22 protein-coding genes are annotated in these 26,478 nt (G+C 75.4%); 12 read left to right on the top strand and 10 right to left on the bottom strand.

Annotated features, from left to right (window positions below):
* Window positions 1-12 precede the first annotated feature (12 nt).
* Both ABT403_RS28005 and ABT403_RS28000 read right to left on the bottom strand, forming a co-directional pair.
* The gene (locus ABT403_RS28005) at window positions 13-831 is read right to left on the bottom strand and encodes a cupredoxin domain-containing protein (RefSeq protein ID WP_344169213.1); all 819 of its coding nucleotides are present in this window, start codon (window positions 829-831) and stop codon (window positions 13-15) included.
* Between the two features lie 250 nt (window positions 832-1,081).
* The gene (locus tag ABT403_RS28000) at window positions 1,082-3,406 is read right to left on the bottom strand and encodes a right-handed parallel beta-helix repeat-containing protein (RefSeq protein ID WP_344169046.1); all 2,325 of its coding nucleotides are present in this window, start codon (window positions 3,404-3,406) and stop codon (window positions 1,082-1,084) included.
* A gap of 221 nt (window positions 3,407-3,627) precedes the next feature.
* Between ABT403_RS28000 and hmgA the strand changes: the two genes are divergently transcribed.
* Window positions 3,628-4,941: a homogentisate 1,2-dioxygenase gene (gene hmgA / locus ABT403_RS27995; protein ID WP_344169043.1), complete on the top strand. Its 1,314-nt coding sequence runs from the start codon at window positions 3,628-3,630 to the stop codon at window positions 4,939-4,941.
* Between the two features lie 53 nt (window positions 4,942-4,994).
* Window positions 4,995-5,744 (top strand): GntR family transcriptional regulator, encoded by a 750-nt coding sequence (locus tag ABT403_RS27990; RefSeq protein ID WP_344169040.1) that lies wholly within the window; start codon window positions 4,995-4,997, stop codon window positions 5,742-5,744.
* Between the two features lie 72 nt (window positions 5,745-5,816).
* Here ABT403_RS27990 and ABT403_RS27985 read toward each other — a convergent pair whose 3' ends face one another.
* A complete protein-coding gene (locus ABT403_RS27985; protein WP_344169037.1) occupies window positions 5,817-5,987 on the bottom strand; it encodes a hypothetical protein in 171 nt (56 codons plus the stop codon).
* Window positions 5,988-6,137: 150 nt separating this feature from the next.
* On the opposite strand from ABT403_RS27985, the gene ABT403_RS27980 reads away from it, so the two are divergent.
* Window positions 6,138-7,262, top strand: a complete 1,125-nt coding sequence (locus ABT403_RS27980) for a type ISP restriction/modification enzyme (RefSeq protein ID WP_344169209.1) — start codon at window positions 6,138-6,140, stop codon at window positions 7,260-7,262.
* Window positions 7,263-7,785: 523 nt separating this feature from the next.
* On the opposite strand, the gene ABT403_RS27975 is transcribed toward ABT403_RS27980, so the two are convergent.
* Window positions 7,786-8,511 (bottom strand): TetR/AcrR family transcriptional regulator, encoded by a 726-nt coding sequence (locus tag ABT403_RS27975; protein ID WP_344169034.1) that lies wholly within the window; start codon window positions 8,509-8,511, stop codon window positions 7,786-7,788.
* 82 nt (window positions 8,512-8,593) lie between these two features.
* Here ABT403_RS27975 and ABT403_RS27970 point away from each other — a divergent pair, with 82 nt between their 5' ends.
* The 3 genes from ABT403_RS27970 to ABT403_RS27960 are packed head-to-tail and all read left to right on the top strand — an operon-like array spanning window position 8,594 to window position 11,605.
* Window positions 8,594-9,565, top strand: a complete 972-nt coding sequence (locus ABT403_RS27970; protein ID WP_344169031.1) for an ATP-binding cassette domain-containing protein — start codon at window positions 8,594-8,596, stop codon at window positions 9,563-9,565.
* Window positions 9,562-10,350 carry an ABC transporter permease gene (locus ABT403_RS27965; RefSeq protein WP_344169028.1) on the top strand — a complete coding sequence of 263 codons (789 nt, stop codon included), beginning with the start codon at window positions 9,562-9,564 and terminating at the stop codon, window positions 10,348-10,350. The genes ABT403_RS27970 and ABT403_RS27965 overlap by 4 nt, the downstream gene beginning before the upstream one ends.
* A 58-nt stretch (window positions 10,351-10,408) precedes the next feature.
* Window positions 10,409-11,605 carry a CaiB/BaiF CoA transferase family protein gene (locus ABT403_RS27960; RefSeq protein ID WP_344169025.1) on the top strand — a complete coding sequence of 399 codons (1,197 nt, stop codon included), beginning with the start codon at window positions 10,409-10,411 and terminating at the stop codon, window positions 11,603-11,605.
* Window positions 11,606-11,734: 129 nt separating this feature from the next.
* On the opposite strand, the gene ABT403_RS27955 is transcribed toward ABT403_RS27960, so the two are convergent.
* Window positions 11,735-12,004 (bottom strand): hypothetical protein, encoded by a 270-nt coding sequence (locus ABT403_RS27955; protein WP_344169022.1) that lies wholly within the window; start codon window positions 12,002-12,004, stop codon window positions 11,735-11,737.
* A gap of 352 nt (window positions 12,005-12,356) precedes the next feature.
* Between ABT403_RS27955 and ABT403_RS27950 the strand changes: the two genes are divergently transcribed.
* Window positions 12,357-13,904: a serine/threonine-protein kinase gene (locus ABT403_RS27950; RefSeq protein WP_344169206.1), complete on the top strand. Its 1,548-nt coding sequence runs from the start codon at window positions 12,357-12,359 to the stop codon at window positions 13,902-13,904.
* Between the two features lie 39 nt (window positions 13,905-13,943).
* Here the strand turns inward: ABT403_RS27950 and ABT403_RS27945 are convergent, their stop codons facing one another.
* Complete coding sequence (locus ABT403_RS27945) at window positions 13,944-14,744, bottom strand: SGNH/GDSL hydrolase family protein (protein WP_344169203.1); 801 nt, start codon at window positions 14,742-14,744, stop codon at window positions 13,944-13,946.
* A gap of 197 nt (window positions 14,745-14,941) precedes the next feature.
* On the opposite strand from ABT403_RS27945, the gene ABT403_RS27940 reads away from it, so the two are divergent.
* Window positions 14,942-16,045 carry a DUF5925 domain-containing protein gene (locus ABT403_RS27940; protein ID WP_344169019.1) on the top strand — a complete coding sequence of 368 codons (1,104 nt, stop codon included), beginning with the start codon at window positions 14,942-14,944 and terminating at the stop codon, window positions 16,043-16,045.
* 151 nt (window positions 16,046-16,196) lie between these two features.
* Here the strand turns inward: ABT403_RS27940 and ABT403_RS27935 are convergent, their stop codons facing one another.
* Window positions 16,197-16,586: a GntR family transcriptional regulator gene (locus ABT403_RS27935; protein ID WP_344169016.1), complete on the bottom strand. Its 390-nt coding sequence runs from the start codon at window positions 16,584-16,586 to the stop codon at window positions 16,197-16,199.
* 55 nt (window positions 16,587-16,641) lie between these two features.
* Between ABT403_RS27935 and ABT403_RS27930 the strand changes: the two genes are divergently transcribed.
* The 3 genes from ABT403_RS27930 (at window position 16,642) to ABT403_RS27920 (ending at window position 19,344) form a co-directional block, all read left to right on the top strand.
* Window positions 16,642-17,598 carry a GNAT family N-acetyltransferase gene (locus ABT403_RS27930; RefSeq protein WP_344169013.1) on the top strand — a complete coding sequence of 319 codons (957 nt, stop codon included), beginning with the start codon at window positions 16,642-16,644 and terminating at the stop codon, window positions 17,596-17,598.
* Window positions 17,595-18,077 carry a ribonuclease FAU-1 family protein gene (locus ABT403_RS27925; RefSeq protein WP_344169010.1) on the top strand — a complete coding sequence of 161 codons (483 nt, stop codon included), beginning with the start codon at window positions 17,595-17,597 and terminating at the stop codon, window positions 18,075-18,077. Before ABT403_RS27930 ends, ABT403_RS27925 begins: the two co-directional genes overlap by 4 nt.
* Before the next feature lie 214 nt (window positions 18,078-18,291).
* The gene (locus tag ABT403_RS27920) at window positions 18,292-19,344 is read left to right on the top strand and encodes a lytic polysaccharide monooxygenase auxiliary activity family 9 protein (protein WP_344169007.1); all 1,053 of its coding nucleotides are present in this window, start codon (window positions 18,292-18,294) and stop codon (window positions 19,342-19,344) included.
* 10 nt (window positions 19,345-19,354) lie between these two features.
* On the opposite strand, the gene ABT403_RS27915 is transcribed toward ABT403_RS27920, so the two are convergent.
* Complete coding sequence (locus tag ABT403_RS27915) at window positions 19,355-20,215, bottom strand: esterase/lipase family protein (RefSeq protein ID WP_344169004.1); 861 nt, start codon at window positions 20,213-20,215, stop codon at window positions 19,355-19,357.
* A gap of 207 nt (window positions 20,216-20,422) precedes the next feature.
* Here ABT403_RS27915 and ABT403_RS27910 point away from each other — a divergent pair, with 207 nt between their 5' ends.
* Window positions 20,423-21,541, top strand: a complete 1,119-nt coding sequence (locus ABT403_RS27910; RefSeq protein ID WP_344169001.1) for an acyl-CoA dehydrogenase family protein — start codon at window positions 20,423-20,425, stop codon at window positions 21,539-21,541.
* 56 nt (window positions 21,542-21,597) lie between these two features.
* Here the strand turns inward: ABT403_RS27910 and ABT403_RS27905 are convergent, their stop codons facing one another.
* Both ABT403_RS27905 and ABT403_RS27900 read right to left on the bottom strand, forming a co-directional pair.
* Window positions 21,598-22,617, bottom strand: coding sequence for a DNA polymerase Y family protein (locus tag ABT403_RS27905; RefSeq protein WP_344168998.1), 1,020 nt, complete (start codon window positions 22,615-22,617; stop codon window positions 21,598-21,600).
* Entirely contained in the window at window positions 22,614-26,414 is a 3,801-nt protein-coding gene (locus tag ABT403_RS27900) for a DNA polymerase III subunit alpha (protein WP_344168995.1), read from the bottom strand. The genes ABT403_RS27905 and ABT403_RS27900 overlap by 4 nt, the downstream gene beginning before the upstream one ends.
* Window positions 26,415-26,478 lie beyond the last annotated feature (64 nt).

Raw genomic sequence — 26,478 nt, 5'->3', positions numbered from 1 at the left:
TGGGGCGGGGGGTCATCGGACGAGGAGCTGGGTCAGGACGAGCCGGGACTCGTGGGTCTCGACCTCGAAGAGGCCCGTACGGTCGGCCGACAGGACCAGGGTGGCCTCCTGGCCCGCCGGCAGGGCGAGTTCCTTGTCGTAGCCGTGGACGTGCAGGGTGTCGGCGCGGTCGCTGGTGACGCGCAGGGCGATCCGTTCGCCGCGCCTGAGCTCGGTGCGGCCGGTGGGCGGGGACACCTTGCCGTCCCGGACGGTGAGGGTGACGGTCCGGTCGGCCTCAGGTGCCTGCGGGGGCGCCGGGGAGCCGGTCGGGGCGGGTGAGGGGTGGCTGTGGGCGTCCTGGCCCGGGGGGCCCGCGGTCAGCCGCACCGTCGCCTCGACCGGTTTCCCGGCCACGGCCCAGGCGGTGTGGTCGTCCGCGTAGAGGCGGACGGTCAGGGTGTGCGGGCCCTGGGGTACCTGCGCCGCGGGCAGGTGGAACCAGGGGCCGTACACGCGGGCCAGTGTGTGGCCGTCGAGTTCCAGGTGGGCGTGGCCTGCGCCCGGGAGGGCGGCGCCGCCGGTGCTGTCGGGGGTGAAGCGGAAGGCGGTCACGGCCAGTTGGAGGTTCCAGCCGTCCTCGGAGTCGGGGCGGGCGGTGAGCCGTACATCCGGCGCGCCCCGGGCCGGGACCTCGCGCAGGCGGCGCCCGCTGCCGTCCTGGGCGTCGAGCAGGGTGCCGACGTCGCCGGAGGCCTGTTCGTGGGTGGTGCCGGGTTTGTGGTGGGTGGTGGCGCGTCCGCCGCAGCCGGTGGCCGCGCCACCCACGAGCAGCAGGAGCAGGGCGGCCAGTGCCGCCGTGCGGGCGGGCCGTCGGCGCTGGCGGGCGCGGCGGCCGGCGGCCCGGCAGACGTCGCAGGGGACGCGGGGCTCGGCGGGGTCGTTCACTGCGGTTCTCCGGTGGTCGGGCGGACCGGGACGGCACGGAGCCCCGCCCGGCCGCAGGATGCGGGACGGCCCGGATCCCCCGGGCTCGGGGCGACGGCTGGGCGGACACGGCTCGGGGCGGCGGGCCAGCGGGCCGGGGCCTGGACGGGGGGCGTCATGCGGCGGTGGCGCCCGGGGGTGGGGCCGCCGTGGCGCCCCGGGGCGGGGTGGCGCTCTCGGGATCCGCAGTGGCATCCGGGGCCGGGGCCGGGGCCTGGCTCGCGGGGTCGGTGGTGGCGTCGGGGGCCGGGGCCGAGGCCTGGCTCGCGGGGGCGGGGGTGGCGCCCGGGGTCGGGGCCGGGCTCGCGGGGTCTGTGGCCGCGCCCCGGGGCGGGGTCGGGGTCGGGGTGGCGCTCGCGGGGTCCGCAGTGGTGGCCGGGGTGGGGGTGGGGGCGTCGGGGTGGGCGGTGGGGTGGGCGGGGGTGGGGGTGTCGGGGCGGGCTGAGGCGACGACCGCCCACAGCACCCAGACCACCGCGACCAGGGCCCGGATCCAGGCGGGGCTCAGCGGGATCCAGGGGATCATCAGGACGGCCTTGTCGAAGGCGTCGAGCAGGGTCAGGGCGCCCAGGAGCAGGGTGAGGCGGGCCAGCCAGGGCCGTGCGGGCCGCAGGGCCACGCCGGTGCCGGTCCACCACAGGCCGAGCAGGAGCAGGGCGAGGGCGGGGACGGGGGTGTGCGTCAGGGACATCGTGGAGCCCGCGATGTCCAGGGCCAGGCCGGCCAGGCCCAGCAGGGCGGCCGCCGTGCCGAGCCGGGAGCGGCGCAGGCGGCGCCCCCACAGGACCCCGCCGACCAGCAGCAGGACCGCCGCGACCGCCAGGGCGATCTGGGTCTCCACCCGCTCCAGGCCCCGGGCCCCGTACCAGTCGCAGCCGGCCGGGAGCTTGCGGGCCTGGACGTTGTAGTCGGCGCAGACCAGCAGCTGCGTCAGCTTGACCGGTTCGCCCACGAGCCGGGCCGAGGCGCCGCTGACCTGGCCGCGCGCGGTGCCGCACTGCGGGAGGGTGCCCGGGGTGGAGCCGTCGGGGCCGTCCTGCCAGCAGTTGCCCCGGCCCTGGCCGTCCCACCAGACGTCGCTGCCGTTGGGGCGGGAGGCGCCGGACCTGTCCTTGCCGAGGATGTTGCCCGCGTACCGGTTGTGGTGGGAGGTGTCGGTCTGCTTCGACCACTTCTCCTCGCCCCGGATGAAGGCCGGCACCGCGCTGAGGAAGAACCCCGCGCGCCGGTGCCCGTAGACCCAGTTGTTCTCGTAGACGTTCCAGTTGCCGCCTGCGGTGATGATGCCGGTGCCCGGCGGCATGGAGATCTGCGGGCAGACCACGCCCTGCTCGTAGCCGCGCTCGACCGGCGGTTTGGCGCAGGTGCCGTCCGCGACGTAGTGGTAGTAGTCGGCGTTGTTGTCGTGGATCAGGTTCCGCTCGAAGCGGGCGTGGTTCTGCGGGAGGCCGGGGTGTCCGGGGAAGGCGCTGTCCATCGAGGCGCCGCCCATGTTCTGGTCGAACTCGTTGTCGTGAACGTAGACGGAGTCCCCGGCCGTGCCGGAGTAGCCGACCATGTTGTGGTGGCTGCGGCAGCCGGTGATCTCGATGGAGTAGCGGGGCACGTCGTAGCCGCGGCCGTCGTTGATGTTCGAGGCGCTGCCGGGGTAGATGCCGGAGTCCCCGTTGCCGTAGGACTCGCAGTTCTTGTACAGCCCGTGGTCGCTGGCGAAGGTCAGGAAGCCGTACTCGTCGTTCCAGCGGGTCAGTACGTCGTCGATGACGAAGCCGTCGGCCGCGAGCACGTACAGGGAGTTGAAGGTGGTGCGCTGCGCGGTGAAGTTGCGGAAGTAGACGCCGTCGGATCCGTCGGCGCGGATGGCGTTGAGCTTCTGGTACTTGGCGTCGATGACCACGTCCGTGCGGGTGGCGCCGGTGCCCTCGATCTGCAGGTCCTTCTTGCCGAGGATCGCGACGAGGTTCTGGTTGTGGCGGCACCGCTCCTGCTGCTCGTAGGACAGGATCTGGTAGCCGAGCGCCGAGTCGGGGGCCTTGAGGTGCGCGCACTCCCCCGTCGGCTTGGGCAGTGAGGGCTCCTCCTCGTAGAGGCCGGGGAGGATCACGATGTTCATGCCCGGCCGGTCGACGGCGTCCACGGCCGCCTGGAGGTGGCGGTAGCCGTTCTTCTCACACCGCTCGTACAGGGTGAGGTTGCGCTGTCTGAGCTGCTCGGGGAAGCCCGCGACGCGGCGTTCGAAGTCGGCCCGGTCCGTCTTGCAGACCAGCAGGTCGGGCTCGGCGGCACGGTACACGGGGACGGATCCGGTGCCGTCGGGGAGGGCGACGGGGCGCTCCTCGTGCGCGCGGGCGTCCGGCGCGGCGGCGAGGAGGGACAGGAGCGCGAGGAGGGCGGCGAGGAGCGCCGCCGGCACGGCAGGGAACCTGCGGGTCCACGACATGCGCGAGAGAGTAGAGCAATGTTCACCTTTTTGGATCCCCCCGTGCGCGAACCCGGCCCACCCGGCCCACCCGGCCCACCCCCGGACCTCCAGCCCCGACCCGTCGCCGGACCCGCATCCGGACCCCCAGCCGGCCCTGGCCGGAAAGACGGCGTTGACGTGCGGGGCGCGGAATCCTACTGTCGACCATAGGATTCCTTCGACGGAGCGGGAGCAGCCCCATGAGCGAGCAGGCCAGGAAGACGGCGCAGGCGCTGGAGTACCTCACGGGCTTCGGCAACGAGCACGGCTCGGAGGCCGTGCCCGGCGCCCTCCCGCACGGCCGCAACTCCCCCCAGCGCGCACCCCTCGGCCTCTACGCCGAGCAGCTCAGCGGCAGTGCCTTCACCGAGCCGCGCCGCCACAACCGCCGCTCCTGGCTCTACCGGATCCGCCCCTCCGCCGCGCACCCGGCCTTCACCCGCGTCGACAACGGCGCCCTGCGCACCGGCCCCTTCACGGAGACCGTCCCGGACCCCAACCGGCTGCGCTGGAACCCGCTGCCCGACCCCGCCCCCGGCACCGACTTCCTGGCCGGCCTGTGGACCCTGGGCGGCAACGGTGACGCCACCCAGCGCACCGGCATGGCCGTCCACCTCTACTCCGCCAACGCCGACATGACCGACCGGGTGTTCAGCGACTCCGACGGCGAGCTGCTGATCGTCCCCGAACGCGGCGGCCTGCTGCTGCGCACCGAGCTCGGCCTGCTCAGCGCCGGCCCCGGCGAGGTGGCGCTGATCCCGCGCGGCGTCCGCTTCCGCGTGGAGCTCCTGGACGGCGACGCCCGCGGCTACGTCTGCGAGAACTACGGCCAGCCCTTCGAGCTCCCGGACCTGGGCCCGATCGGCGCCAACGGCCTGGCCGCCGCCCGCGACTTCCGGGCGCCGGTCGCCGCGTACGAGGACGTAGAGCGCCCGACCGAGGTGGTCAACAAATTCTGCGGCAACCTCTGGGCCGCGACCTACGACCACTCCCCGCTCGACGTGGTGGCCTGGCACGGCACGCACGTCCCGTACGTCTACGACCTGCGGAAGTTCAACGTCATCGGGACCATCAGCTACGACCACCCGGACCCGTCCATCTTCACGGTCCTGACCTCGCCCTCCGACACGCCGGGCCTGGCGGGCGTGGACTTCGTGGTGTTCGCCCCGCGCTGGCTGGTCGGCGAGGACACCTTCCGTCCGCCGTACTTCCACCGCAACGTGATGAGCGAGTACATGGGCCTGATCGAGGGCGCCTACGACGCCAAGGCCGAGGGCTTCGTCCCCGGCGGCGGCTCGCTGCACAACATGATGTCCGCGCACGGACCCGACCGGGAGACCTTCGACAAGGCCAGCGCCGCCGAGCTGAAGCCGCAGAAGATCGACGACGGCCTGGCCTTCATGTTCGAGACCCGCTGGCCGATCACCGCCACCGCCCAGGCGGCCGGCGCCGACCACCTCCAGCGCGGATACGACGACGTCTGGGAGGGGCTGGAGCGCCACTTCCGCGCCTAGGATTCCCCTGCCCCCGCAACGCACCAGCTGAAGTCCCGTACGGAGAACCACCCGTGACCGCCTTCGCCCCCGACTCCCTGGTCCTGAACCGGAAGCTGCCGCTCTGGTACCAGGTCTCCCAGTCGCTGCGCGCCTCGATACTCGGGCGCACCCCCGACGCCTCGCTGCGCCTGCCGACCGAGGAGCAGCTCGCCGAGCACTACGGGGTGAGCGTGCTCACGATGCGCCAGGCGCTCAAGGAGCTGGAGGGCGAGGGCCTCATCAGCCGGCACCGCCGGCGGGGCACCTTCATCGAGCCGGGCGCCCGCCGCAGCGCCCCGGTGCGGCTGCTGGGCTCGGTCGACGCGATCGTGGCCCAGCAGTCGGGCGAGCGGACGACGGTCCTCGGCCGCGAGCGGACGCCGGTGTCCGGGGAGCTGCTGGAGCACTTCCCGGACCTGCCGGAGGTGGTCACGTACCGCCGCCTGCGGTACGACGGCCAGAGCGGGGAGCCGACGAACTGGGCGGAGAACGCGGTGCGCCCCGAGCTCGCGGACGCGGTGGACCTCGCCGACCTGGAGCGCTGGCCGATGACCAAGGTGCTGCGCGACGTCGTGGGCGTGCGGATCAGCCGGATCACGGACACCGTCGAGGCGCGCCTCGCCGACCCGGAGACGGCCGAGCTGCTGCGGGTGCCGCTGCTGAGCCCGATCCTGCACTACACCGGGGTCACGTACGGGGAGGACGGGCACGTGGTCGACGTGGCCCGGATCCGCTACCGGGGCGACCGGTTCTCCTTCACGGTCACCGTCGACGCCCCCTGAGCGGGCCCCGGGAGCCCCTGGAGCCCCGCAGGCCCCGGGGGCCCCACAAGCCCCGGGGGCCCCGGACGCGCGCTACTTCTGCTGCTCGTTCTCCTCGGTGAGGCGCTCGCCCTCCGCCTGTGAGGGCGTGGTGCGCATCGTCTGGGGGTGGTGGCGCTGCTCCTTCTGCCGCTCGTCCATGTCCTCGTCGAGCCGCTCGCCCTCGGCCTGCGAGGGGGTCGAATACTCGTCGTACTGACTCATGGCCGGCTCCTCGCTCGGTACGGATACCCACGTAGGTGACGGACGCGTACATAAGGAGCGTAACCCTTCGGCCGGGACGCGGCCCGGGCCCGGCCGGCCGTCGCTACCATCTGCCGGGTGAGCGAAGACGTACCGCTGCTGGACGATCTGATGCCCTGGGCCGTGAGCGGCCTGCGCCTGGGCCGTGCCTGGGTCGCGGCCCCCGACCCGGCCACGCTGCGCGCCCGCTGGACGGCCCTGACCGGGGCCGAAGGGCCGGAGCGCGAGAGGCTGTTCCGGCCGAGCCGGGCCCGTACGCCCGCCGCCGGTGCGGCCGCCCTGCCGGGGCAGCGCTCTGCGGCCACCGCCCGCTTCACCGACGACCCCGGCCCCTTCCCGGACCCCGTACGGGTGCTCCGCGCGCCCTTCGACGAGCAGTGGCTGCTGCCCGACCAGCGGCTCATCGACGCGGCCCGCCCCGAGCTGTGGCGGGTCCTGGACGGGCAGCAGCTGTTCCTGCTGGAGCACCCGGGCCTGCTGGTCACCGCCCACCTCCCAGCCGGCCGGCTCGGCCGGATCCGCCCGCTGCACCGGCGGCCGGGCGGCGCCGAGGCGAACCTCGCTCCGGGCCTGCCGGCGCTGCTCGGGTCCCGCTACGGGGGCTGGGTCACCCCGGAGGACGTGCTGTGCTGGATCCTGGCGGCCGGGCGCCCCGGGGTCCGGGGGTACGAGGTCCCGCTCACGGCCGACCCCGAGCGCTGGCGGGCCGGGCTGGAGCTGGGCCACCGGCTGCTCACGGTGCAGCTGCGCGGGGCGCGCGGCGGGGAGCCGCCCCGGCTGCCGGGCGGGCGGCGGCCGTACGTCCGGTCGGCGGTGACGGCCTGGCCCCAGGAGCTCGCGTACGACGCGGAGACGGAGACCCTGTCCATCGGGGACGGGGCCGTCTCGCCCGTCCCGGCCGGGGCCTGGGAGTACGAGGCGCAGGGCGTGCGGGTGCTGGAGTCCTGGTTCGCGGCCCGGAGTGCGCACCGGGATCCGGGGGTGCGGGGGCTGGAGGGGTTCGGGCCGGCCGAGTGGCCGCAGTCCTGGACCTCGGAGCTGCTCGCGCTGGTGACGACGCTGGCGCTGCTGGCCGATCTGGCACCGGAGCGGGCGGCGTTCACGGCGGGACCGCCGCTTCCGGCCGCCGAACTGACGGCGGCCGGGGTGCTGCCCCCGCCGCGCTGGTCCCGCCGGCCGGCATCGGTGCTGGACCACCAGGAGGAGGGCCCGGGCGGGCAGTTCGCCCTGCTCTGACGCCCGCGGGCGGGCCGGGCCGCCGGCCCCTGGCACCGGCCGGACCGTGGCGGCCGCCCCGGCGGCGTGCGGGGCGGGGCCCTACGTCAGGCACGCCGGAGGCCTGCGTCCGGCCCGCCGGGGGCCTGCGTCGGGCACGTCGGCGCCCTGCACCTGGCACCCCCGGGGCTCTGTGTCCGGCACACCGGGCCCTGCGTCCGGAACGCCGGCGCCCTGCGTCCGGCACCCCGGGAGCCTGCATCCGGCACTCCGGGGCCTGCATCCGAGACGCCGGGGCCCTGCGTCCGGCACACCAGCGCCCTGCATCCGGCACACGGGGCCTGCGCCCGGCACACCGGCGCCCTGCGCCCGCACCCCGGGGCCCCGCATCCGGCACACCGGGCCCTGCGTCCGGCCCGCCGGAGGCCTGCGTCCGGCACGCCGGGGCCGCGCGGCGCCGCTCCCCGCCCCGCGCTTCCCGCGCCCCTCCCCCCGGCTACCGCCGGCGGGGTCGCGTCGCGCCCGCCCGGGCTGGGGCTGAGGGCTACGCCGCCCACGCCCCCAGCAGGCGGGATACCGCGCGGTCGAAGACGGCCGCCATGTCCAGGCCCGTTCCCGGGACCGGGTCGCCCGGGGTGAGGGCTGCCGTGAGGCGGGGGTACTCGCCCGTCGCGAGCCGGGAGCCGAGCCAGGCCATGCGGACGCCCTGTTCGGCGTCCTCGCTCCAGGGCAGTGAGCGGGCCCGTTCGGCGGTGGCCAGCTCCCCGGCCACGAAGGTGGCCACCGTGCCGTTGATCGCCGCGACCAGCTCCAGCTTCTCGCCCCCCGACACCTCCAGCGGTTCCAGGCAGGCCAGGCTGTGCTCGAGGTAGCGCAGGGCGTGCGGGCTGAAGCCGTAGACGGGGCTCAGCAGCCGGGGCAGCCAGGGGTGGCGGTGCATCAGGGCCCGGGTCTGGCGGGCCAGGGCGAGCAGGTCGGCGCGCCAGTCGCCGGTCGGCGGCGTCAGGTCGTACTCGGCGCCGACGGCGTCGACCATCAGCTCGTACAGGTCCTCCTTGCGCGGGACGTAGTTGTACAGGGACATCGTCCCGGCGCCGATCCCGGCGGCCACGCGCCGCATCGAGACGGCCTCGATCCCCTCCGCGTCGGCGATCCGGACCGCCTCGGCCGCGATCGAGTCGCGGCTGTGCGCGGGCCGGGGCCCGCGGCCGGCCCGCTGCGGGCGGGCCCAGATCACTTCGGGTTCAGCGGGACGTCCGCCGGCAGCCATCGGTCACATCACCTCGTCGTCTCGCGACCCTCGCCCCCCATCTTAGTTACGTACACCGTACGTAATGCGGTACGGTGCAGCCATGACAACTACGTACGCCGTACTTAGTGAAGGTCTGGAGAAGCACTACGGCGAGGTGTCCGCCCTGCGCGGGCTGGACCTCGCCGTCCCGGAGGGCACCGTGTGCGGGCTGCTGGGCCCCAACGGCGCCGGCAAGACCACCGCCGTGCGGATCCTGACCACGCTCACCGCACCCTCCGCCGGCCGGGCCCTGGTCGCGGGCCACGACGTCGTCCGCGCCCCGGCCGCCGTACGCCGCGCCATCGGCGTCACGGGCCAGTACGCCTCCGTCGACGGGGACCTGACGGGCCGCGAGAACCTCCGGCTCTTCGCCCGCCTCGCCGGACTGCGCGGACGCCCCGGCCGCGAGCGCGCCGACGCCCTGCTGGAGCGGTTCGGGCTCACCGGGGCCGCCGACCGGGTCGCCTCGACCTGGTCGGGCGGGATGCGCCGGCGCCTGGACCTGGCCGCCGGGCTGATCACCCGCCCCCGCGTGCTCTTCCTCGACGAGCCCACCACCGGCCTGGATCCGGCGGCCCGCGAGGGGATCTGGACGGCGGTACGAGAGCTGGCGGACGAGGGCACCACCGTCCTGCTCACCACCCAGTACCTGGAGGAGGCCGACCGGCTCGCCGACGACATCGTCGTCGTCGACCGGGGCCGGGCCGTCGCCACCGGCACCCCGGCCGTGCTCAAGTCCCGGATCGGCGCCCGCGCCGAGGTCACCGTCGCCGAACAGCCCGCGGTCGCCGGGGCCGCCGTCGTGCTCGACCGGCTCACCGGCGGCCGGCCCGCCCTGGACGAGGAACGCCTGACGGTCGGCGTGACCGTGCTGGACCCCGCGCTCACCCTGCCCCGGATCATCCGCGAGCTCGACACCGCCGGCATCCCGGTGACCGACGCGAGCCTGCGCCCGCCCACCCTCGACGAGGTGTTCCTGCGCCTCACCCGCACCCCCTCCGCCCTCACGGACGAGAAGGAGAAGGCCGCGTGACCACCCTGCTGTCGGACGGCGGCGCCGTCCTCACCCGCCAGTTGCAGAAGGCCCGGCACGCCCCGGCCCTGCTGATCCTGACCCAGACCATGCCGGTGACGATGCTGCTGTTCTTCGGCTACGTCTTCGGCAGCGCCCTGGCCATGCCGGGCGCCGAGTACCGGGAGTTCCTGGTGCCCGGGCTGCTCGCCGCCACGGCCGCGAACGGCCTGATGACCGGCATGTTCACCGCCGCCCAGGACGCCCACCGGGGGGTGATGGACCGGTTCCGGACCCTGCCGATGAGCCGGACCGCCGTCCCGCTGGGGCAGACGGCCGCCGACCTGCTGACCACGGCGGTGTCGATGGTGCCGCTGATGCTGGTGGGACTGGCCATGGGCTGGCGGGCCGAGAGCGGGCTGCCGGGCGCGCTGGGCGCCCTCGGCGTGCTGCTGCTGTTCCGCTTCGCCGCCGCCTGGGCCGGCACCTACCTGGGACTGGTCAGCCGCAGCGAGGAGGCCGCCGGCCAGCTGGGCAGCGCCACGTTCGTCCTGCCGATGCTGTCCAGCGCCTACCTGCCGACGGCCGGGCTGCCCGGGTGGCTGCGGACGGTCGCGGAGTGGAACCCGATCAGCTCCGTCGCCACCGCCGTCCGCGAGCTGTGCGGGAACGCGGGCGGCGCGGCCGCGCCGGGCGCGGCATGGCCGGCGGAGCATCCGGTGGCGGGGGCGGTGCTGTGGTCGCTGCTGCTCCTGGCCCTGTTCGTGCCGCTCGCCACGCGCCGGTTCGCGTCCGGCCGGGGCTGAACGCCCACGGCGGGGCAGGGGGGTGACAGATCCGGCTCCCACCCGGTAGGCAGGGCCCATGACCACCGAACCCCTCCCGCTCGCCGGAATCACCGTCGTCGCCGTCGAACAGGCCGTCTCCGCGCCCTTCGCCACCCGTCAGCTCGCCGATCTCGGCGCCCGGGTGATCAAGGTGGAGCGTCCCGACGGCGGCGACTTCGCGCGTGCCTACGACACCGCCGCCGGGGGCCTGGCCTCGCATTTCGTCTGGGCCAACCGGGGCAAGGAGTCCCTCGCCCTGGACCTGAAGGACCCGCGCGGGCTGGAGGTGCTGCACGGCCTGCTGCGCGGCGCCGACGTGTTCGTGCAGAACCTGGCGCAGGGGGCCGCCGCCCGCCTGGGGATCGACGCGGCCGCACTGTGCGCGCGCTACCCGCGGCTGGTCGCCGTGGACGTCTCGGGATACGGCGAGGGGGGCCCGTACGCCCACAAGCGCGCCTACGACATGCTCGTGCAGTGCGAGGCGGGGCTGGTGTCGGTGACCGGGACGCCGGAGCGGCCCGTGAAGGCGGGGATCCCGGCGGCCGACATCGCGGCCGCCATGTACGCCTTCTCGGGGGTGCTCGCGGCGCTGCTGCGGCGCGGGACCACCGGGCGCGGCGGGCCGGTGGAGATCTCGATGCTGGAGTCGCTCGCCGAGTGGATGGGGCATCCGCTGCACCACACGATGCACGGCGGGGAACAGCCCGTACGGACGGGCCTGGCGCACGCCGTCATCGCGCCGTACGACGCCTACGCGACGGCCGACGGGGACCGGGTCCTGCTGTCGGTGCAGAACGACCGCGAGTGGCGGCGGCTCGCCCGCGAGGTGCTGGAGCGGCCGGAGCTGGCCGAGGATCCCGCGTACGCGACCAACGCGGCCCGTACCCGGGGGCGTGCGGACACCGACGCGGTGGTGGCCGGGGCGCTGGGCAAGCTGGGGGCCGACGAGGCGGTGGAGCGGCTGGAGGCGGCCGGGATCGCCTGCGCTCGGCTCAACTCGGTGGCGCAGCTGGCCGGGCACCCGCAGCTGGCGGCGCGGGACCGCTGGCGGGAGGTGGACACGGCGGTGGGCCCGCTGCGGGCGCTGCTGCCGCCGATCGGGCTGCCGGGTGGCGCGGAGGCGCGGATGGGAGCGGTGCCCGCGCTTGGCGAGCACACCGACGCCCTGCTGCGCGCCCTGGGGATGACGGGCGAACGGATCGCGGAACTCCGCGGGGACGGTGTGGTCGCCTGAGGCCGGGGTGCCGGGGCCGGGGCTCCGGCGCGGTGCGCGCGCCGGAGGACGCCGGGTGAAGGGGACGGGGACGGGGCCGGGTGCAGCCGGACGGGCCGGCTGCGCTACGGGGACGGTCGCCGGGGGCGGTCAGGCGCGACGGCTGCCGAAGAGGGTGCGCCGCAGCCTGCGCAGCGGCGCGAACAGCGCGACGCGCGCGCTCCGGCTCCGCTGCACGTGGGTGTGGTCGCGCGAGGTGAGCTCGCGCATCAGCAGGGTCGCCTCGGCCACCTCGTGGCGCGGGGCTGCGGGCCCGCCCAGCACGGCGAGATGGCGGTCGAGGCGCGAGCTGGTCGCGCTGCTCCCGCAGGTGATGGCAGGCACGCGGGGCGGCCTGCTGCGCATCGTTATCTGTTCCATGTCTCTCCCCACCCGTATGAAGGCACCCGGCCCGGGCAGGCTAACCCTATCGCCTGCGCTATGTCCTCGGGTATCCCGGTGGTGTGAATTACCCCTGTGAGTACGGGTAGTTGACGATTACTCAGCGGAGTCGACCGTCACTCTCCGTACGAGATGCGGCACTTGGGAACACGCTCCGTGAGGGCCGCACAGAGTGTCGTCACGAGGGGGGCCGACGGAGCCCCGCTGCGCTAACTTGGAGTGATCACCTCGTGACGCAGGGGGGAATCGCGTGAGCGCGAACGAAAGCGGGGAGTCCGGGCGTGTCATCGCCGGCCGGTACCGGCTGCTCGGGCCGCTGGGCCACGGCGGCATGGGCGTCGTGTGGCGCGCCCGCGACGAGGTGCTCGCCCGGGAGGTCGCGGTCAAGGAGGTGCGCGCGCCCGCCGGGCTGGACCCGGCCGAGGTCGCGCGGCTGTACCGGCGGCTGGAGCGGGAGGCCTGGGCCTCGGCGCGGGTCTCGCACCGCGGGGTCGTCACGGTCTACGACGTGGCCTCCGAGGAGGGCCGGCCCTGGATCGTGATGGAGCTGGTGCGCGGGCTCTCGCTGGCGGAGGTGCTGGAGGGCGAGGGGCCGATGACCCCGCAGCGGACCGCGCACCTCGGCGAGCAGGTGCTGGCGGCGCTGCGCTCGGCACACGGGGCGGGGGTGCTGCACCGGGACGTGAAGCCCGCCAACGTGCTGGTCGCCAACGACGGGCGGGTGGTGCTGAGCGACTTCGGGATCGCGAGCCTGGCGGGCTCCTCACCGATCACGATGACCGGAGAGGTGATCGGGTCCCCCGAATTCCTGGCGCCGGAACGGGCGTTGGGCCGTGAGCCCGGTCCGGAGTCGGACCTCTGGTCGCTCGGGGTGATGCTGTACGCGGCCGTGGAGGGGGTCTCGCCGTTCCGGCGGGAGACCCCGGTGGCCACGCTGGAGGCCGTGGTGGAGGCGGAGTTCCCGCCGCCCCGGCGGGCCGGTCCGCTGGAGCCGGTGCTGGAGGGGCTGCTGCGCAAGGACCCGGCCGCGCGGCTGCCCGCGGCGGAGGCGGCCCGGATGCTGCGGATCATCGGCGCGGGTGGCGCCGTACGGGACCCCGCCGGGCCGGTGTGGGACCCGCAGGCGCCGACGGCGGTGGTGGCGGGGCCGTACGAGGGGCCGCGCCGGGGGCCGTACGAAGAGGCTCCGGGCCCCGCCGCGCCCTCGCCCGGGCAGCCTCCGCCGGGGAGCGGGGCCGGGGTGGTGCTGACCGTCGGCATCGCGGTGCTGCTGGCCGTGCTGGTCCTGCTGGTGTGGCTGCTGCTGCGCGACACCGGGGGCGGTGACGGGGCGGCGGGGAGCCCGGCCACTGCGGAGCCCGCGCGGTCCACGCCGGCTTCGGCCTCCCCGTCCCCCTCCCCGCCGGCGACCACGGGTCCCGCGCAGGAGGTCACCCTGTACGCGCACACCCTGCGGGCCGCCTACGCCGGGAGCTGCCCGCCGCCGGGGACGGGCGCGCCCTCGTTCACCGCCACCATCGAGGTGGCCCGGACGCCGGCCGTGGTGGAGTACCGCTGGGCGAGGCTCGACGGGTCCACGTCCGCGGCCCCGTGGCAGAGCATCACGTACGAGGCGGGCGGGGCGCGGACCCGTCAGCTCGACCACGAGGAACCCGTGGGCGGACCGGGCGAGAACGTGCGGGACGCGGTACGGCTGGAGGTGCGCGCTCCGCAGCTGAAGACCTCGGCCTGGCTGGAGTTCTCCGTGGCGTGCGAGAGGGAGACCCCGACGGGCGGGGCCTCCACTCCCCCTGCGGCGAGCCCGTCGGGCCCGCCCGCCGGGACGTCGGCGCCGCCTTCCGGGCCGGCGCCGACGGGGAGCCCGGCGGTCAGTCCTTAGGCCTTGCCGCTCAGGCCCGTACCGCTCAGGCCGTACCGCTCAGGCCTTGCCGCTGAACACGGGGAGGTAGCCGCCGGACTGGCCGGTGGCGGTGGGGTGGTACGACTCGCCGATGTTGGCCCAGTTGACGCTGTGCAGCCAGGCGTCCCCGGAGCAGATCTCGTGGCCGGTGAAGGCGCCGGCCACCGAGGCGAAGGTGAACCCGTGGTCGGCGGCGCGCTTGGCGATGGCGGCGTTGAGGTAGTCGGAGGCGCCGTTGATGGCGGAGCGCTCGCCCTCGGTGAGTCCGGCGACGCAGCTGCCGTTCAGCTTGTAGAAGCGGGGATAGCCGAGCACGACCACCTTGGCGGAGGGGGCGCGGCCGCGGATGGCGTCGTAGACCCGGTCGAGCTGGCCGGGGAGGGTGGAGTCGACGTACGCCTTGGCCTGGTTGACGCGGTTGACACAGGTGGACTCGGACTGGAGGACACAGGTCGTCATCACGTCGGAGAAACCGGCGTCGTTGCCGCCGATGGTGATGCTGACGAGGTCTGTGCCGGAGTTGAGCGGGCCGAGCTGGCCGGAGAGGACGTCTCCGGTGCGGGCGCCCGAACAGGCGGTGAAGGCGAAGCTCTGCGGGGCGTGGGCGACGGCCCACAGCGCGGGGTAGGCGCGGGTGGTGCGCTTGCAGTCACCGCTGGCGGAGTCGTAGTTTCCGGCGCCGACGCCGGAGGAGTACGAATCGCCGAGGGCGACGTAGCCGAAGTCGGCCTGGGCGGCGGCCTCACCGGCGCCGAACAGGGCGGCTCCGGCGGCGAGGAGGAGGGAGGAGGCCAGGGCTGCGACGCGGGACATTCTCATGCTCATGTGTGCGGCTCCTTGTGGGGGTTACTCCTCAGTCGTTGGTACAAGCAGCCGGGGATGGCCGGAAGTGTTCATGCCAAGAATTTTCGGGGTGGGATCGGCGGCGGAATCTTCACGCGCGAGGGGTTTGAAGAGGTGACCCGTCCACCCGTTCCGGCGAAACACGGGTGCGGGAGGGCAGTTCGTGCCGGATCATGGGCGCCATGCCAGCAGACCCGCATGACGCGCTGCCGATCCGGCTCCACGTGGACGATAGTGACTCTCCGTCGGATGTCGTGGACGCGCTCTTCCTCGGCCGGTTCGCGACCGGCGAGCAGCCGTACGCGCAGAGCGTCACCATCGAGCGGGTGAAGACGGAGGCCACACTGCTGCCCCCGCAGGCCACCGTGCTCCGCTCGGCCCGCGACACCGACCGCAGCGCCACGCTCGCCGAGGGCGAGGGCTGGACGGTGCTGGTCTCCCGCTGGAGCCGGGGCGCGGACGTGACGGTCACCGCGGTCAGCGAGGAGCTCGCGCAGCGGGTGCTCGGCCAGGCCACGGACGGGGCCCAGGACGAGCCCGAACCGCAGCCGGAGAACGTCACGATGGGCTTCTGGTACGTCTCCCCGCGCCGGGGCCCGTACCGGACGACCCGGCAGATCTCGGCCGGTACGTGGGCCGAGGTGCGGCCGAACTACACGGCGCCGGTGGCCACGGCGATGGACCGGCTGATGAAGGTGACCCCGGACGACATCGCCGGACGGCTGCTGCTGTTGCACGGGCCGCCGGGGACGGGCAAGACCTCCGCGCTGCGGACGCTGGCCCGCTCGTGGCGGGACTGGTGCCAGGTGGACTGCGTCCTGGACCCGGAGCGTCTGTTCAACGACGTGGGCTACCTGATGGACATCGCGATCGGCGAGGACGAGGGCACCGCGAAGGGGCGCTGGCGGCTGCTGCTGCTGGAGGACTGCGACGAGCTGATCCGCGGCGAGGCCCGGCACACGGCGGGTCAGGCGCTGTCGCGGCTGCTGAACCTGACGGACGGCCTGCTGGGGCAGGGCCGCAACGTACTGGTCGGGGTCACGACCAACGAGGACCTGGAGCGGCTGCACCCGGCGGTGGTCCGGCCGGGGCGGTGCCTGGCCCGCATCGAGGTCGGCCGGCTGACGCACCGGGAGGCGGTGGAGTGGCTCGGCACCGACGAGGGGGTCTCCCGGGAGGGGGCGACCCTGGCGGAACTCTTCGCCCTCCGGCGGGGAACGGGACCGGCGGCGGTGCTTCCGGCGCAGCCGCAGTCGGAGGCGGGCCTCTACCTCTGAGCGCCTTCCGGTGCCCGGGCGGGGCCTCCCGGGGGCGCCGCCCCCGGACTCAGCGCCTCAAGCGCCGGAGGGGCTGCGGTTTCGCCGCGCGACATCCGGCCCGCGCGGCGTTCGAGCGCACGGGCGCGCAGCGCACGTACGGGGCCGGGGGCTACCTCGCCGCGTAGCGGGCCCGGAGGGCGGCCGTGGCCGCGGCCAGCGCCTCGGCTTCCGTGAGGCCCAGCCGGTGGGCCCGTTCCGCGAACGCCTGCGCGGCGAGGGCGGCCTCCTGCGAGGACCCCTCACCGGCGGCGACGAACGTCCCGTTCCGCCCCCGTGTCTCGATCACCCCGTCGGCCTCCAGCGCCCGGTAGGCCTTCGCGACGGTGTTCGCCGCCAGCCCCAGCTCCTCCGCCAGCCCCCGCACCGTCGGCAGCTTGAAGCCCGCCGGAAGCCGGCCGGAGCGGGCCCGGTCCGCGATCTGCGCGCGCAGCTGTTCGTACGGGGCCGCCGAGCCTGCCGCGCCGTCGATCTTGAGCCTGAGTGGGGTGGTCGAGGTCACGCGCCGATTGTAATTCGCGGGCGCCGGGGGCGGATCCGCCCGTAACGTCGCCGGTATGAGCCTCCACGCCGTCCGCGTCCGCGATCTGCGCCCCGACGACCCCACGGACGCCGAGTCCGTCGTACGGGTGCGCCGCGCCGCCCTCCCCTTCCTGGTGACCACCCCGGCCGGCGTGGCCTTCGAGCTGGGCTCCGCGCACCCCTCCGCGCGCTACCGCCTCCTGGTCGCCGAGACCGCCGACGGCCGTACGGTCGGCACCGCCCAGGTCGGCCTCGCCCACGACAGCCCCGAGCCCGGCCGGTCCTACGTCAACGCCTACGTCGACCCAGCCCACCGCGCCCTCGGCGCCGGCACCGCCCTGCTGCGCGCGGCGGAGGGGCACCTGGCCGCGCAGGGGGCCGTGGACGTGTACGCCTGGGTGCTCGACGAGCCCGCCCACCGGGCCTTCGCCGAGCGGCACGGCTACCGCGCGAGCCGGTCCGCGCACTTCCTGCGCCTGGACCTGGCGGCGGCCGCCCTCCCGCCGCTCCCCGACGTCCTGCCCGCCGGGGTGGAACTGCGCCCGGCCTCGGCCTTCGCCGACGACCCCCGTCCGCTCTACGAGGCCGACGCCGAGGCCACCGCCGACGAGCCGGGCGACGTCCCGGCCGAACTGGACGACTACCAGGAGTGGCTGGACGGCGTCTGGCACGATCCGACCCTCGACCACGGGCTGACCTCGGTCGCCCTCGTCGACGGGACCGTGGCCGCCTTCTCGGCCGCCCGGACCGACGGCCGCACCCGCTACTCCTCGGCGATGACCGGCACCCGGCGCGCCTTCCGCGGCCGGGGCCTGGCCAAGCTCGCCAAGACGGACTCGCTGCGCCGGGCGCGCGCGGCGGGGTACACCGAGGCCTTCACCGGCAACGACGCCGGGAACGAGCCGATGCTCGCGATCAACGCATGGTTCGGATACGAGGTCTGCGCGACCGAGACGCGCTTCACGAAGAGGCTTGGAGGAGCATCACGATGAGCACCACCTGGACCATCACCCTCACCAAGGGCGGCCGGACCAAGATCAGCTATCCGGCGGCGCAGCTGGCCGACGACGGGGACCGGATCTCGGTGCGGGCCCCCTGGGCGGCCGAGGGCGTACGGGACTTCGGCTTCGTCCGCTTCGAGCCCGGCGACGTGTTCGTCGAGCACTTCTGGCGGACGCGCTGGTACGCGGTCAAGGAGGTGTGGAGCGGCGAGGGCGTCCTGAAGGGCTGGTACTGCGACGTCACGCGCCCGGCCGTGGTCCGGGACGGCGGGATCCTCGTGGAGGACCTGGACCTGGACCTGTGGGTGTCGGCGGACGGGAAGTCCGTCCTGCGCCTGGACGAGGACGAGTTCGCGGCCAGCGGGCTGACGACGAGCGACCCCGAGGCGGCGTCCCAGGCCGTACGGGCACTGGACGCACTGGAGGAACAGGCCCTCGCGGCGGACGGGCTGAGCGCGCTGCTGGGGTAGCCCGGGCGGGGTTCCTGTGGGGGTGCTTAGCGCTTCCTTAAGCGGAGCCTAAGGATCCCCCCAGGGGCCGCGAAGGCGGCCGAACGGGCTTGCCCGCGGGCTAGCTTGGCCGGGCCAGGGAGGCCGCGGGGCGGCGCCGGGCCCCGACGGGGGCGGCGCCGCGGCGGCCGGTTCCGCTGGTGCACCCCGTCCCGCGCCCGAAGGAGATCCACCCATGCCCGTACGCCGCAGCCGCACCGCCGCCCGTATCGCCGCCGCCGGTCTCGCCCCGCTCGCGGTGGCCGCGTACGCGGCCGTACCGGCCGCCGCCCACGGGTCGATGACGGATCCGGTCAGCCGGGTGGCAGCGTGCTACGCGGAGGGGCCGGAGGCGCCGAAGTCGGCGGCGTGCAGGGCGGCGGTCACCGCGAGCGGGCCGCAGGCCTTCTACGACTGGAACGCGGTGAACATCGCGAACGCGGCCGGGAAGAGCCGGTCCCTGATCCCGGACGGGCAGCTGTGCTCGGCGGGCAACCCCAAGTACAAGGGGCTGGACCTGGCCCGCGCCGACTGGCCGGCCACCCCGATGACGGCCGGGGCGCACACCTTCCGCTACAAGGGCACCGCCCCGCACAAGGGCTCCTTCGAGCTGTACGTGACGAAGGACGGCTACGACCCGTCGAAGCCGCTGAAGTGGTCCGACCTGGAGCCCGCCCCCTTCGCGAAGGTCACCGACCCGGGCATGCGGAACGGCGACTACGTCTTCAGCGGGGTGGTGCCGAAGAAGAGCGGGCGGCACCTCGTCTACAGCGTCTGGCAGCGCTCGGACAGCCCGGAGGCCTTCTACACCTGCTCGGACGTGGTCTTCGGCAAGGACACCGGGAGCGGCGCCGGCGGCGGTACGGGCGCCGTCCCGGGGACGGGCACCGCGGACACCGCGAGCCCCTCCACGCAGCCCTCGCGGCCCGCGCCGGTGGAGCCGCCCAAGGCGCCGACGGACCGCCAGATCTCCGACGGCGCGGGCAAGTCCACCGTGGAGCACGGCGGCCACGGCGACGACGACCCGAGGACGAACGGCGCGGGCGCCGTCTCCCCGGTCGCCGCCGCGCCGGCCTCCGCCCCCTCCCCGGCCGGCGGCAGGGAGGGCTCGAACCTCGCGGAGACCGGCGGGAACGGCGCCACCCCGGCGCTCGCTATCGCCGGCGCCGGGGTGGTGGCCGTCGGTGCGGCCGTGCTGTTCGCCGTGGCCCGCCGCCGCGCGACGGGGCCGGGCCGCAGCGTCCGCTAGCGGGACGGGGTCAGTCGAAGACCGAGGCGCACGTGGTGCGTTCCGCGTGCGCCGGGTCGAGGGCGTTGACCGCCTCGTGCCAGGCGATCCGGTCGGTCAGGCCGATGGCCACGTGCTCCGAGAGGTCCAGGGGGCACAGGTCCTGGAGGACGACGTTGCGCACGGATGCCCCGTCGAGGAAGGCGCTCCGGTACGGGGTGACCACCTCGTCGTACTTGGTCGCGATCACGGTGTACGAGACCCCGGGGACGGTGTCCCCGCCCGCGTTCAGCTTCTGCTGGAAGGGCGATCCGGCGATCTGGTCGGCCAGCCCCGGGGTCGCCGTGCTGATCAGGTCGGCCGCCCCGGGGAAGTACGGGAGCAGCTGGGTGAGTCCGGACAGGGTGGTGCCGTGGTTGTCGGGGGCGAGGCCGACGAGGGCGTTGACCTTGGCGGCGCCGCCCAGGAACTTCAGGTAGTAGCGCGGCATCATGCCGCCCTGGGAGTGGCCGACGAGGTCGGCCTTGGCCGCGCCGGTGGAGGCCAGCACCTTGTCGACGAACGTGTCGAGCTGGCCGGCCGACTTGTCGATGGGGCCGAGCCCGTTGAAGAGGGGCACTCCGGGCAGCTGCCCGTAGTCGAGGGAGTAGACGCAGTAGCCGCGGTGGACCAGGTACGGGGCGAACCCGAGCCAGTTGTCGACGGAGTTGCCGAAGGTGCCGTGGACGAGGACGACCGGGCGGGGGTGTGCGGCGGACGGCTTGCAGGACCAGTCGTTCCAGCCGCTGCTGGGAGCGGACGCCGCCTGCGCCGCGCCGGTGGGGGCGACGAGCGCGGCGGCGGCCAGGGTGAGGACGGCCAGCGGGCGGAGCAGGCGTCTCCAGGGCAGCATCGTGTGATCTCCTCGCGGTCAAGGGGAATGGCGTGGGGGTTCCGTCCCGTGATCCGGATCACAAGGGGGGCTGCTGCCGCTAAATTACGGGCGAGTAGCAAGACTTGGAAGTTACGCGTCGGTAAAAACTCGCGTGTCCAGCGTGTCTCCAGTACCGCTCGGGAAGGATGGACGGGTTCCGACCCCCACCCCGAGGTGATCGCCGTCGTGCACGAGGCCCCTGGAGCCGGTACCGCCCTGGCCACCCCGCCCGAGCTGGCGGCCGACCCGCTGGTGGCCGCCGTCACGGAGACGGCCGTACGGGTGCTGCGGCCGGAGGCGGAGCGGACCGAGGCCGAGGGGGTGCCCCCCGCACACCTGGACGCGCTCGGTTCCTGCGGCGCGTACGGGCTGATCGGATACGAACCGGGGGTGGGTTCCGGCCTCACGGCCCGTCAGGTGGTCCGGGAGGTCCACGAGGTGCTGGCGGCGGTGGACCCGTCGACCTGGTTCGTGTGGACCCAGCACGTGCCGCTGGCCAAGGCCCTGGTCCAGGCGGCCGGCCCGGCGGGGGCCGCCCTGCGCGGGAGCTGGCTGCCCGGCCTCGTGCGCGGGGAGCGGCGCCCCACGGCGGGCTACGCCTTCCTGCGCCGTCCGCGTCCGCCCGTCACCGCGGAGCGGGTCCGGGGAGGGTGGCGGCTGACCGGGACGATGCCGTGGGTGACGGGGTGGGGGGTGGCCGACTCCCTGTACGCCGGCGCCGTCACCGGCTCCGACGAGGCGGTCCTCGCCCTGGTCGAGTGCGCCCCCGGCGGCGCGGCGCAGGGGCTGGGCACCGCTGCCGACGGGGCCCCGCTGTGGGCGATGCGTGGTACCCACACGGCCTCCGTCGAGCTGCGCGGGGTCCTCGTGCCGGACGCCCGGGTGCTCGGCGTCGTGCCCCGGGCCGACTGGATCCGGGCCTACGACCTGGAGAACGCCGACGCCCAGCCGGCCGTCTTCGGCCAGCTGCGCGCCACGGCCGACTTCCTGCTCCGCTCGGCCCCGTACGAGGAACTCGGCCTGCGCCTCGCCGAGAAGACCGCCCGGATGCGCGCCGAGGCCTACGCCCTGCGCGACGGGCTCCCGGCCGGCGAGGGCGTCCGGGACCGCCTCCGGCTGCGGGCGGCCGTCCTGGATCTGGCCGTGCGGGCGGCGGCCGCCTGCGTGACCGTCTCCGGCGGCCGCGCGATCCAGTACGGGCACACCGCCGGCCGGCTCTCCCGCGAGGCCCAGTTCCACCTGGTCCAGGCCCAGACCACCCCGCTGCGCACGGAGACGGCCCGGCTGCTGCTGGGGGACGTGTGAGGTGCCCCGCGGGTCACCCCCGCCGAGGCCCCGACCGAAGTCGGCGCGAGGGAGCCCTAAAAGAGCGCCGCCGGGCGGACCGTGCCCGGGCCGAAGCGGGCGTTGGCACGGTCGATGGCGGCCTCCACCGTCAGGCGGGCCTCGCGCACCGGGTCCAGGGAGAGCTGCCGGGCCACGGCCTCCGCGGCGGTGAGGTCCTCGGCGCGCAGCACCATGCCGGTCAGCCGGGCCCGTTGCAGACCGGCCGCGTCCATCAGGCGGTAGGCGAGGGTGCGGAGGTCCTCGTCGTGGGCGGAGGGTTCCGTCAGCCGCCGGGAGCGTTCCCAGCGGGTGCCGCCCGCGAACTGGAGGGTCAGGCACAGCGACCGGGCGGCCTGGCCTCGTCCGCGCAGCTGTGCGCCGAGCCGGACCACCAGGCCGAGCAGGGCGGCCCGGGCGCGCGGGCCGTCCAGTTCCTGGCGGGCGAAGCCGGTGCGGACGGCGGCGGAGGCGGGCAGGTCGCGCGGGGTGACCGGGCGCGGGTCGATCCCGTGGGCGCGCTCCGCGACGAGCCGGCCGGCCCGTTTGCCGAGGATCCGCTCCAGGACCCCGGGCGGGACCCGGGTGAGCGCCCCGACGGTGTGCAGCCCGTACCCGCGCAGCGCCTCGGCCTGGCGGGAGCCGAGCCCGTGCAGGTCCTCCACGGGCAGGGGGGCGAGGAAGCCGGCCACCCGGTCCCCGGGTACGGCCAGGACCCCGCCGGGGCCGGCGATCCGGGCAGAGGCCATGGCCGCCACGGCCCAGGTGCCGGCGACCCCGATCCGTACGTCCGTGCCCAGCCGGGCCACCGCGCGCAGCCGGACCACCTCGGCGATCCGGCCGGCGCCCGCGCCGAAGTACCGCCGGGCGCCGCGCACCTGGACCAGCGCGGCCCTCGGCGGCAGGGCCTGGACCAGCGGGGAGAACTCCCGCAGCAGCTCCAGCACCTCGCGGTAGCCCTCCCCGGACAGGGCGGGGGCGCAGCGGACGTGCAGGACGCCGCTCCCGTCGGGGGCGGCCGGGGCGGCTGCGTGCCGGAGGGCGGGGGCCGTCGTCATCCCGCGCTCCCCGGGCTGGAGTGCCACAGCTTGCGGCCGGTCGCGGCGCGCTCGCCGGGGGGCTGGAGGTCGGCCCAGGGGTTCATCTCGTAGCCGGTCGGCAGGTGGATGCGCCGGCCGCTGTCGCCGGGCCCCTCCGGCAGGGGCCGCGCCAGCCGTGCGGTGACCGCCTCCAGGCCCTCGTCCTCGCGCAGCCGCACCAGTTCGGCGAGGTCCCAGGCGGCCGCCCCGACCACGCTCAGGCTCTGCGGGCCGCGCCGCTGGACGACGCCGCGCACCAGCAGCAGGAAGGAGTGGAAGACGGTGTGCGCGCAGGCCTCCTGGCTGTCGTCGAAGAAGGCCAGGTCGACGAGGCCGGTGCCGTCGTCCAGGGTGGTGAAGATGACCCGCTTCCCGGAGCGGATCGGCGGGGTCTGGGTGGCCGCCTTGGCGCCGGCGACGAGCACGGTCCGCCCGTGCGCGGTCTCGCGCAGGCGGCGGGCCGGGACCACGCCCAGCTCGGCGAGGAAGGCGTGGTGGTCGTCCATCAGGTGGCGGGAGGTGTCCATGCCGAGGACGCCGAGTTCGGCGCTGAGCCGTTCGGCGTCGGTCAGGTCGGGCAGTCCGACGAGGGCGGTGGACCGGCCGCCGCCGAGCGGGAGCTGGGCGGCGCCCCGGGCTCCGGCGGCACGCTGGGCGCCGTGGAGTTCGGTCAAGTGCAGCAGCAGGTCACGGCGGTTGGCGGCGAACGCGTCCAGCGCGCCGACCTGCGCGAGGCGTTCGGCCACCGGGCGGCCCGGGTGGGCGCGGTCCCAGAAGTCGCGCAGGGAGGCGTACGGCTGTCCGGCCTCGATGCGCAGGGCCTCGGCCTCGCTGATGCCGTGGACGTCGGAGAGGGCGAGCCGCAGCCCCCAGCGCCCGGCCCCCTTACGATCCGCACCACCGGACACCAGTTCGATGCGGTGGGCGGTCGCCGAGCGGTTCACGTCCAGCGGCAGCACCGGCACGCCGCGCCGCCGGGCGTCGGCCAGCAGCAGCCGCTTGGGGTACATGCCCGGGTCGTGGGTGAGCAGTCCGGCGTAGAAGGCCGCCGGGTGGTGGGCCTTGAGCCAGGCCGACTGGTACGTGGGCACGGCGAAGGCCACGGCGTGCGCCTTGCAGAAGCCGTAGCTGCCGAAGGCCTCGACGATCTCCCAGGTCCGGGCGACCACCTCCGGGGAGTAGCCGCGCCCGGCGGCGGCCGCCGCGAACCAGGCCTTGATGCGGCCCTGCGACTGGGGGTCGGAGAGCCCGCGCCGCACCCGGTCGGCCTCGTCGCGGCCGCAGCCGGTCATGACGTGCACGATCTCGATGATCTGCTCGTGGAAGACCACCACCCCGTAGGTCTCGCGCAGCGCGTCGGCGAGGTCCGGGTGCGGGAAGCGGACCGGGGCCCGCCCGTGCCGGGCCTCGATGAAGGGCCGCACCATGTCGGCGGCGACCGGGCCGGGACGGAAGAGGGAGATGTCGACGACCAGGTCGTGGAAGGCGTCCGGCTGGAGCCGTCCGACCAGGTCGCGCTGGCCGGGGGACTCGATCTGGAAGCAGCCCAGCGTCTCGGCCGAGCGGATCAGCTCGTACGTCGCCGGGTCGCCCGGCGGGACCTGCGCGGGGTCGTCGAGGTCGAGCTCCTCCCCCGTGGCGCGGCGCAGTTCCGCGACGGCGTGGGCCATCGCGGACTGCATGCGCACGCCCAGCACGTCGAGTTTGAGGAGTCCGAGGTCCTCCACGTCCTCCTTGTCGAACTGGGACATGGGGAACCCTTCGCCGCTGGTGGGGACCACGGGGGTGCGTTCCAGGAGGGTGGCGTCGGAGAGCAGCACCCCGCACGGGTGCATGGCGGTCCCGCGCGGCAGCGCGTCCAGGGCCTCGACGAGGTCCCACATCCGCGCGTGTTCCTCCCCCCGCACCTCGTCGCGCACGCCGCGCAGCTCGGGCAGTTCGTCCAGGGCGGCGCGGGCGTCGCGGGCCCGGATGTGCGGGAAGGCCTTGGCGAGCCGGTCGACGGCGGCCGGGTCCATGGACAGGGCGGCGCCGACGTCGCGGACGGCGTGGCGGACCCGGTAGGTCTCGGGCATGGCGACGGTGGCGACGCGCTCGGCGCCGAAGCGGTCGATGATCCGGCGGTAGACCTCCAGCCGGCGGGCGGATTCCACGTCGATGTCGATGTCGGGCAGGACGCGCCGGCGCCGGGACAGGAAGCGTTCCATGAGCAGGCCGTTGGCGACCGGGTCGGCGTGCGCGATGCCGAGGAGGTGGTTGACGAGGGAGCCGGCGCCGGAGCCGCGCGCGGCGACCCGGATGCCCATCTCCCGTACGTCGTCGACGACCTGGGCGACCGTCAGGAAGTACGAGGCGTAGCCGTGGAAGGCGATGACGTCGAGCTCCTCGTGCATCCGGTCCCAGTAGGCGCGCTCACCGGCGTGGCCGCGCAGCACCATGCCGGCGCAGGCGCGGGAGGTGAGCACCCGCTGGGCGGTGCGGTGGGCGGCGCCGACGAGGCGGGGCTCGGGGAAGTGCACGGAGCCGAGGCCCAGGTCGTCCTCGGGGTCCACGGCGCAGGCCCCGGCGGTCTCGCGGGTGCGGGCGAGCAGCCGGCGGGCGTCGGCGGGGCGCAGCCCGGCCGCCCGCGCGATCCGGTCGGCGGCCTCGGCCATGGCGGCGGGGTCCTTGAGCCAGCGTTCGCCGCCGTCGAGGGGGCCCCGGGGGTCCACGGGGACGAGCCGGCGAGCGGCGTCGAGGACGTCGGCGACGGGGCCCTGGCCGGGGTCGGCGTAGCGGACGGCGTTGGTCAGCACGGCCGGGACGCCCTGCTCGGCGGCGAAGCCGACGGTGCGGGCGGCCAGGCGCAGCGAGCCGGGGCCGGTACCGGGGCGGCCGTGGTGGACGGCCTCCAGGCGCAGGGCGTCCCCGTACCGCTCCCGCCAGGGCGCGAGCAGCCGCGCGGCCCGGTCGGGCCGGCCGGCGGACAGTGCCCGCCCCACCTCGGACCCGGGCCCGAGCAGCACGAACACCCCGCCTCCGCCGAGCGCTTCCCAGGGCGCCATGGGCTGCCCCTGGCCTCCGGCGGGGTGCGCCCGGCCTCCGGCGGGGTGCGGGAACCCGCTCGCACCGGCACCCGGCGCGGCGGGCGAGGCCCCGGACCGGCCTGCCGCGCCGGCGTCCGGCCCGGCGGCCCCGCCGGAGGCGAAGCCTCCCGCCCCGGCCCCGGCGAACCCGCCGGAGGCGGTCGCGCCGGAGGCGGTCGCGCCGGAGGCGGTCGCGCCCGGCGCGGAGCCGGAGCCCGGCCACGCGGCCGGTCCGGCGGGGGCGTGGGCGGCGGTGACCAGGCGGCAGAGCTCCGCCCAGCCGGCGGCGCCGTCGCGGGCCAGGAAGAGGGCGCGGGGGGCGGACTCGTCCACGAAGGCCCCGCCGCTGACGGGCACCCGCCGGCGGTACGAGGCTTCGGCCGCCCGGCCCCCCGCGCCGGAGCCGCCCCGTCCGCCGAGCGACCCCGCAGGGGCCACCGCGGGGGCCACCGCCAGGTCGACTCCGAACAGGGGCCGGATCCCGGCCGCCGCGGCCGCCTTCGCGAAGCGGACCGCGCCCGCGAGGGTGTCGCGGTCGGTCAGCGCGAGGGCGTCCATGCCCCGCTCGGCGGCGCGTTCCGCCAGCCGCTGCGGGTGCGAGGCGCCGTAGCGCACGGAGAACCCCGAAACGGTGTGCAGATGCGTGAACCCGGGCACCCGCGGCCCTCCTGCTTCCCTCGACCCTCTTACCTCCCCCCGTCTCTCCACCATAGAGCAATTCGAATACCCGTGCGAAACACTTGTTCGATCATCCATTCGGCCCGCCCCTGCTGCG

The organism is Streptomyces sp. NPDC000075, assembly GCF_040301925.1.
GTDB lineage: Bacteria > Actinomycetota > Actinomycetes > Streptomycetales > Streptomycetaceae > Streptomyces > Streptomyces polychromogenes.
The sequence above is the reverse complement of the archived record's forward strand: the minus strand, read 5'-3'. Positions and strand labels throughout refer to the sequence as shown.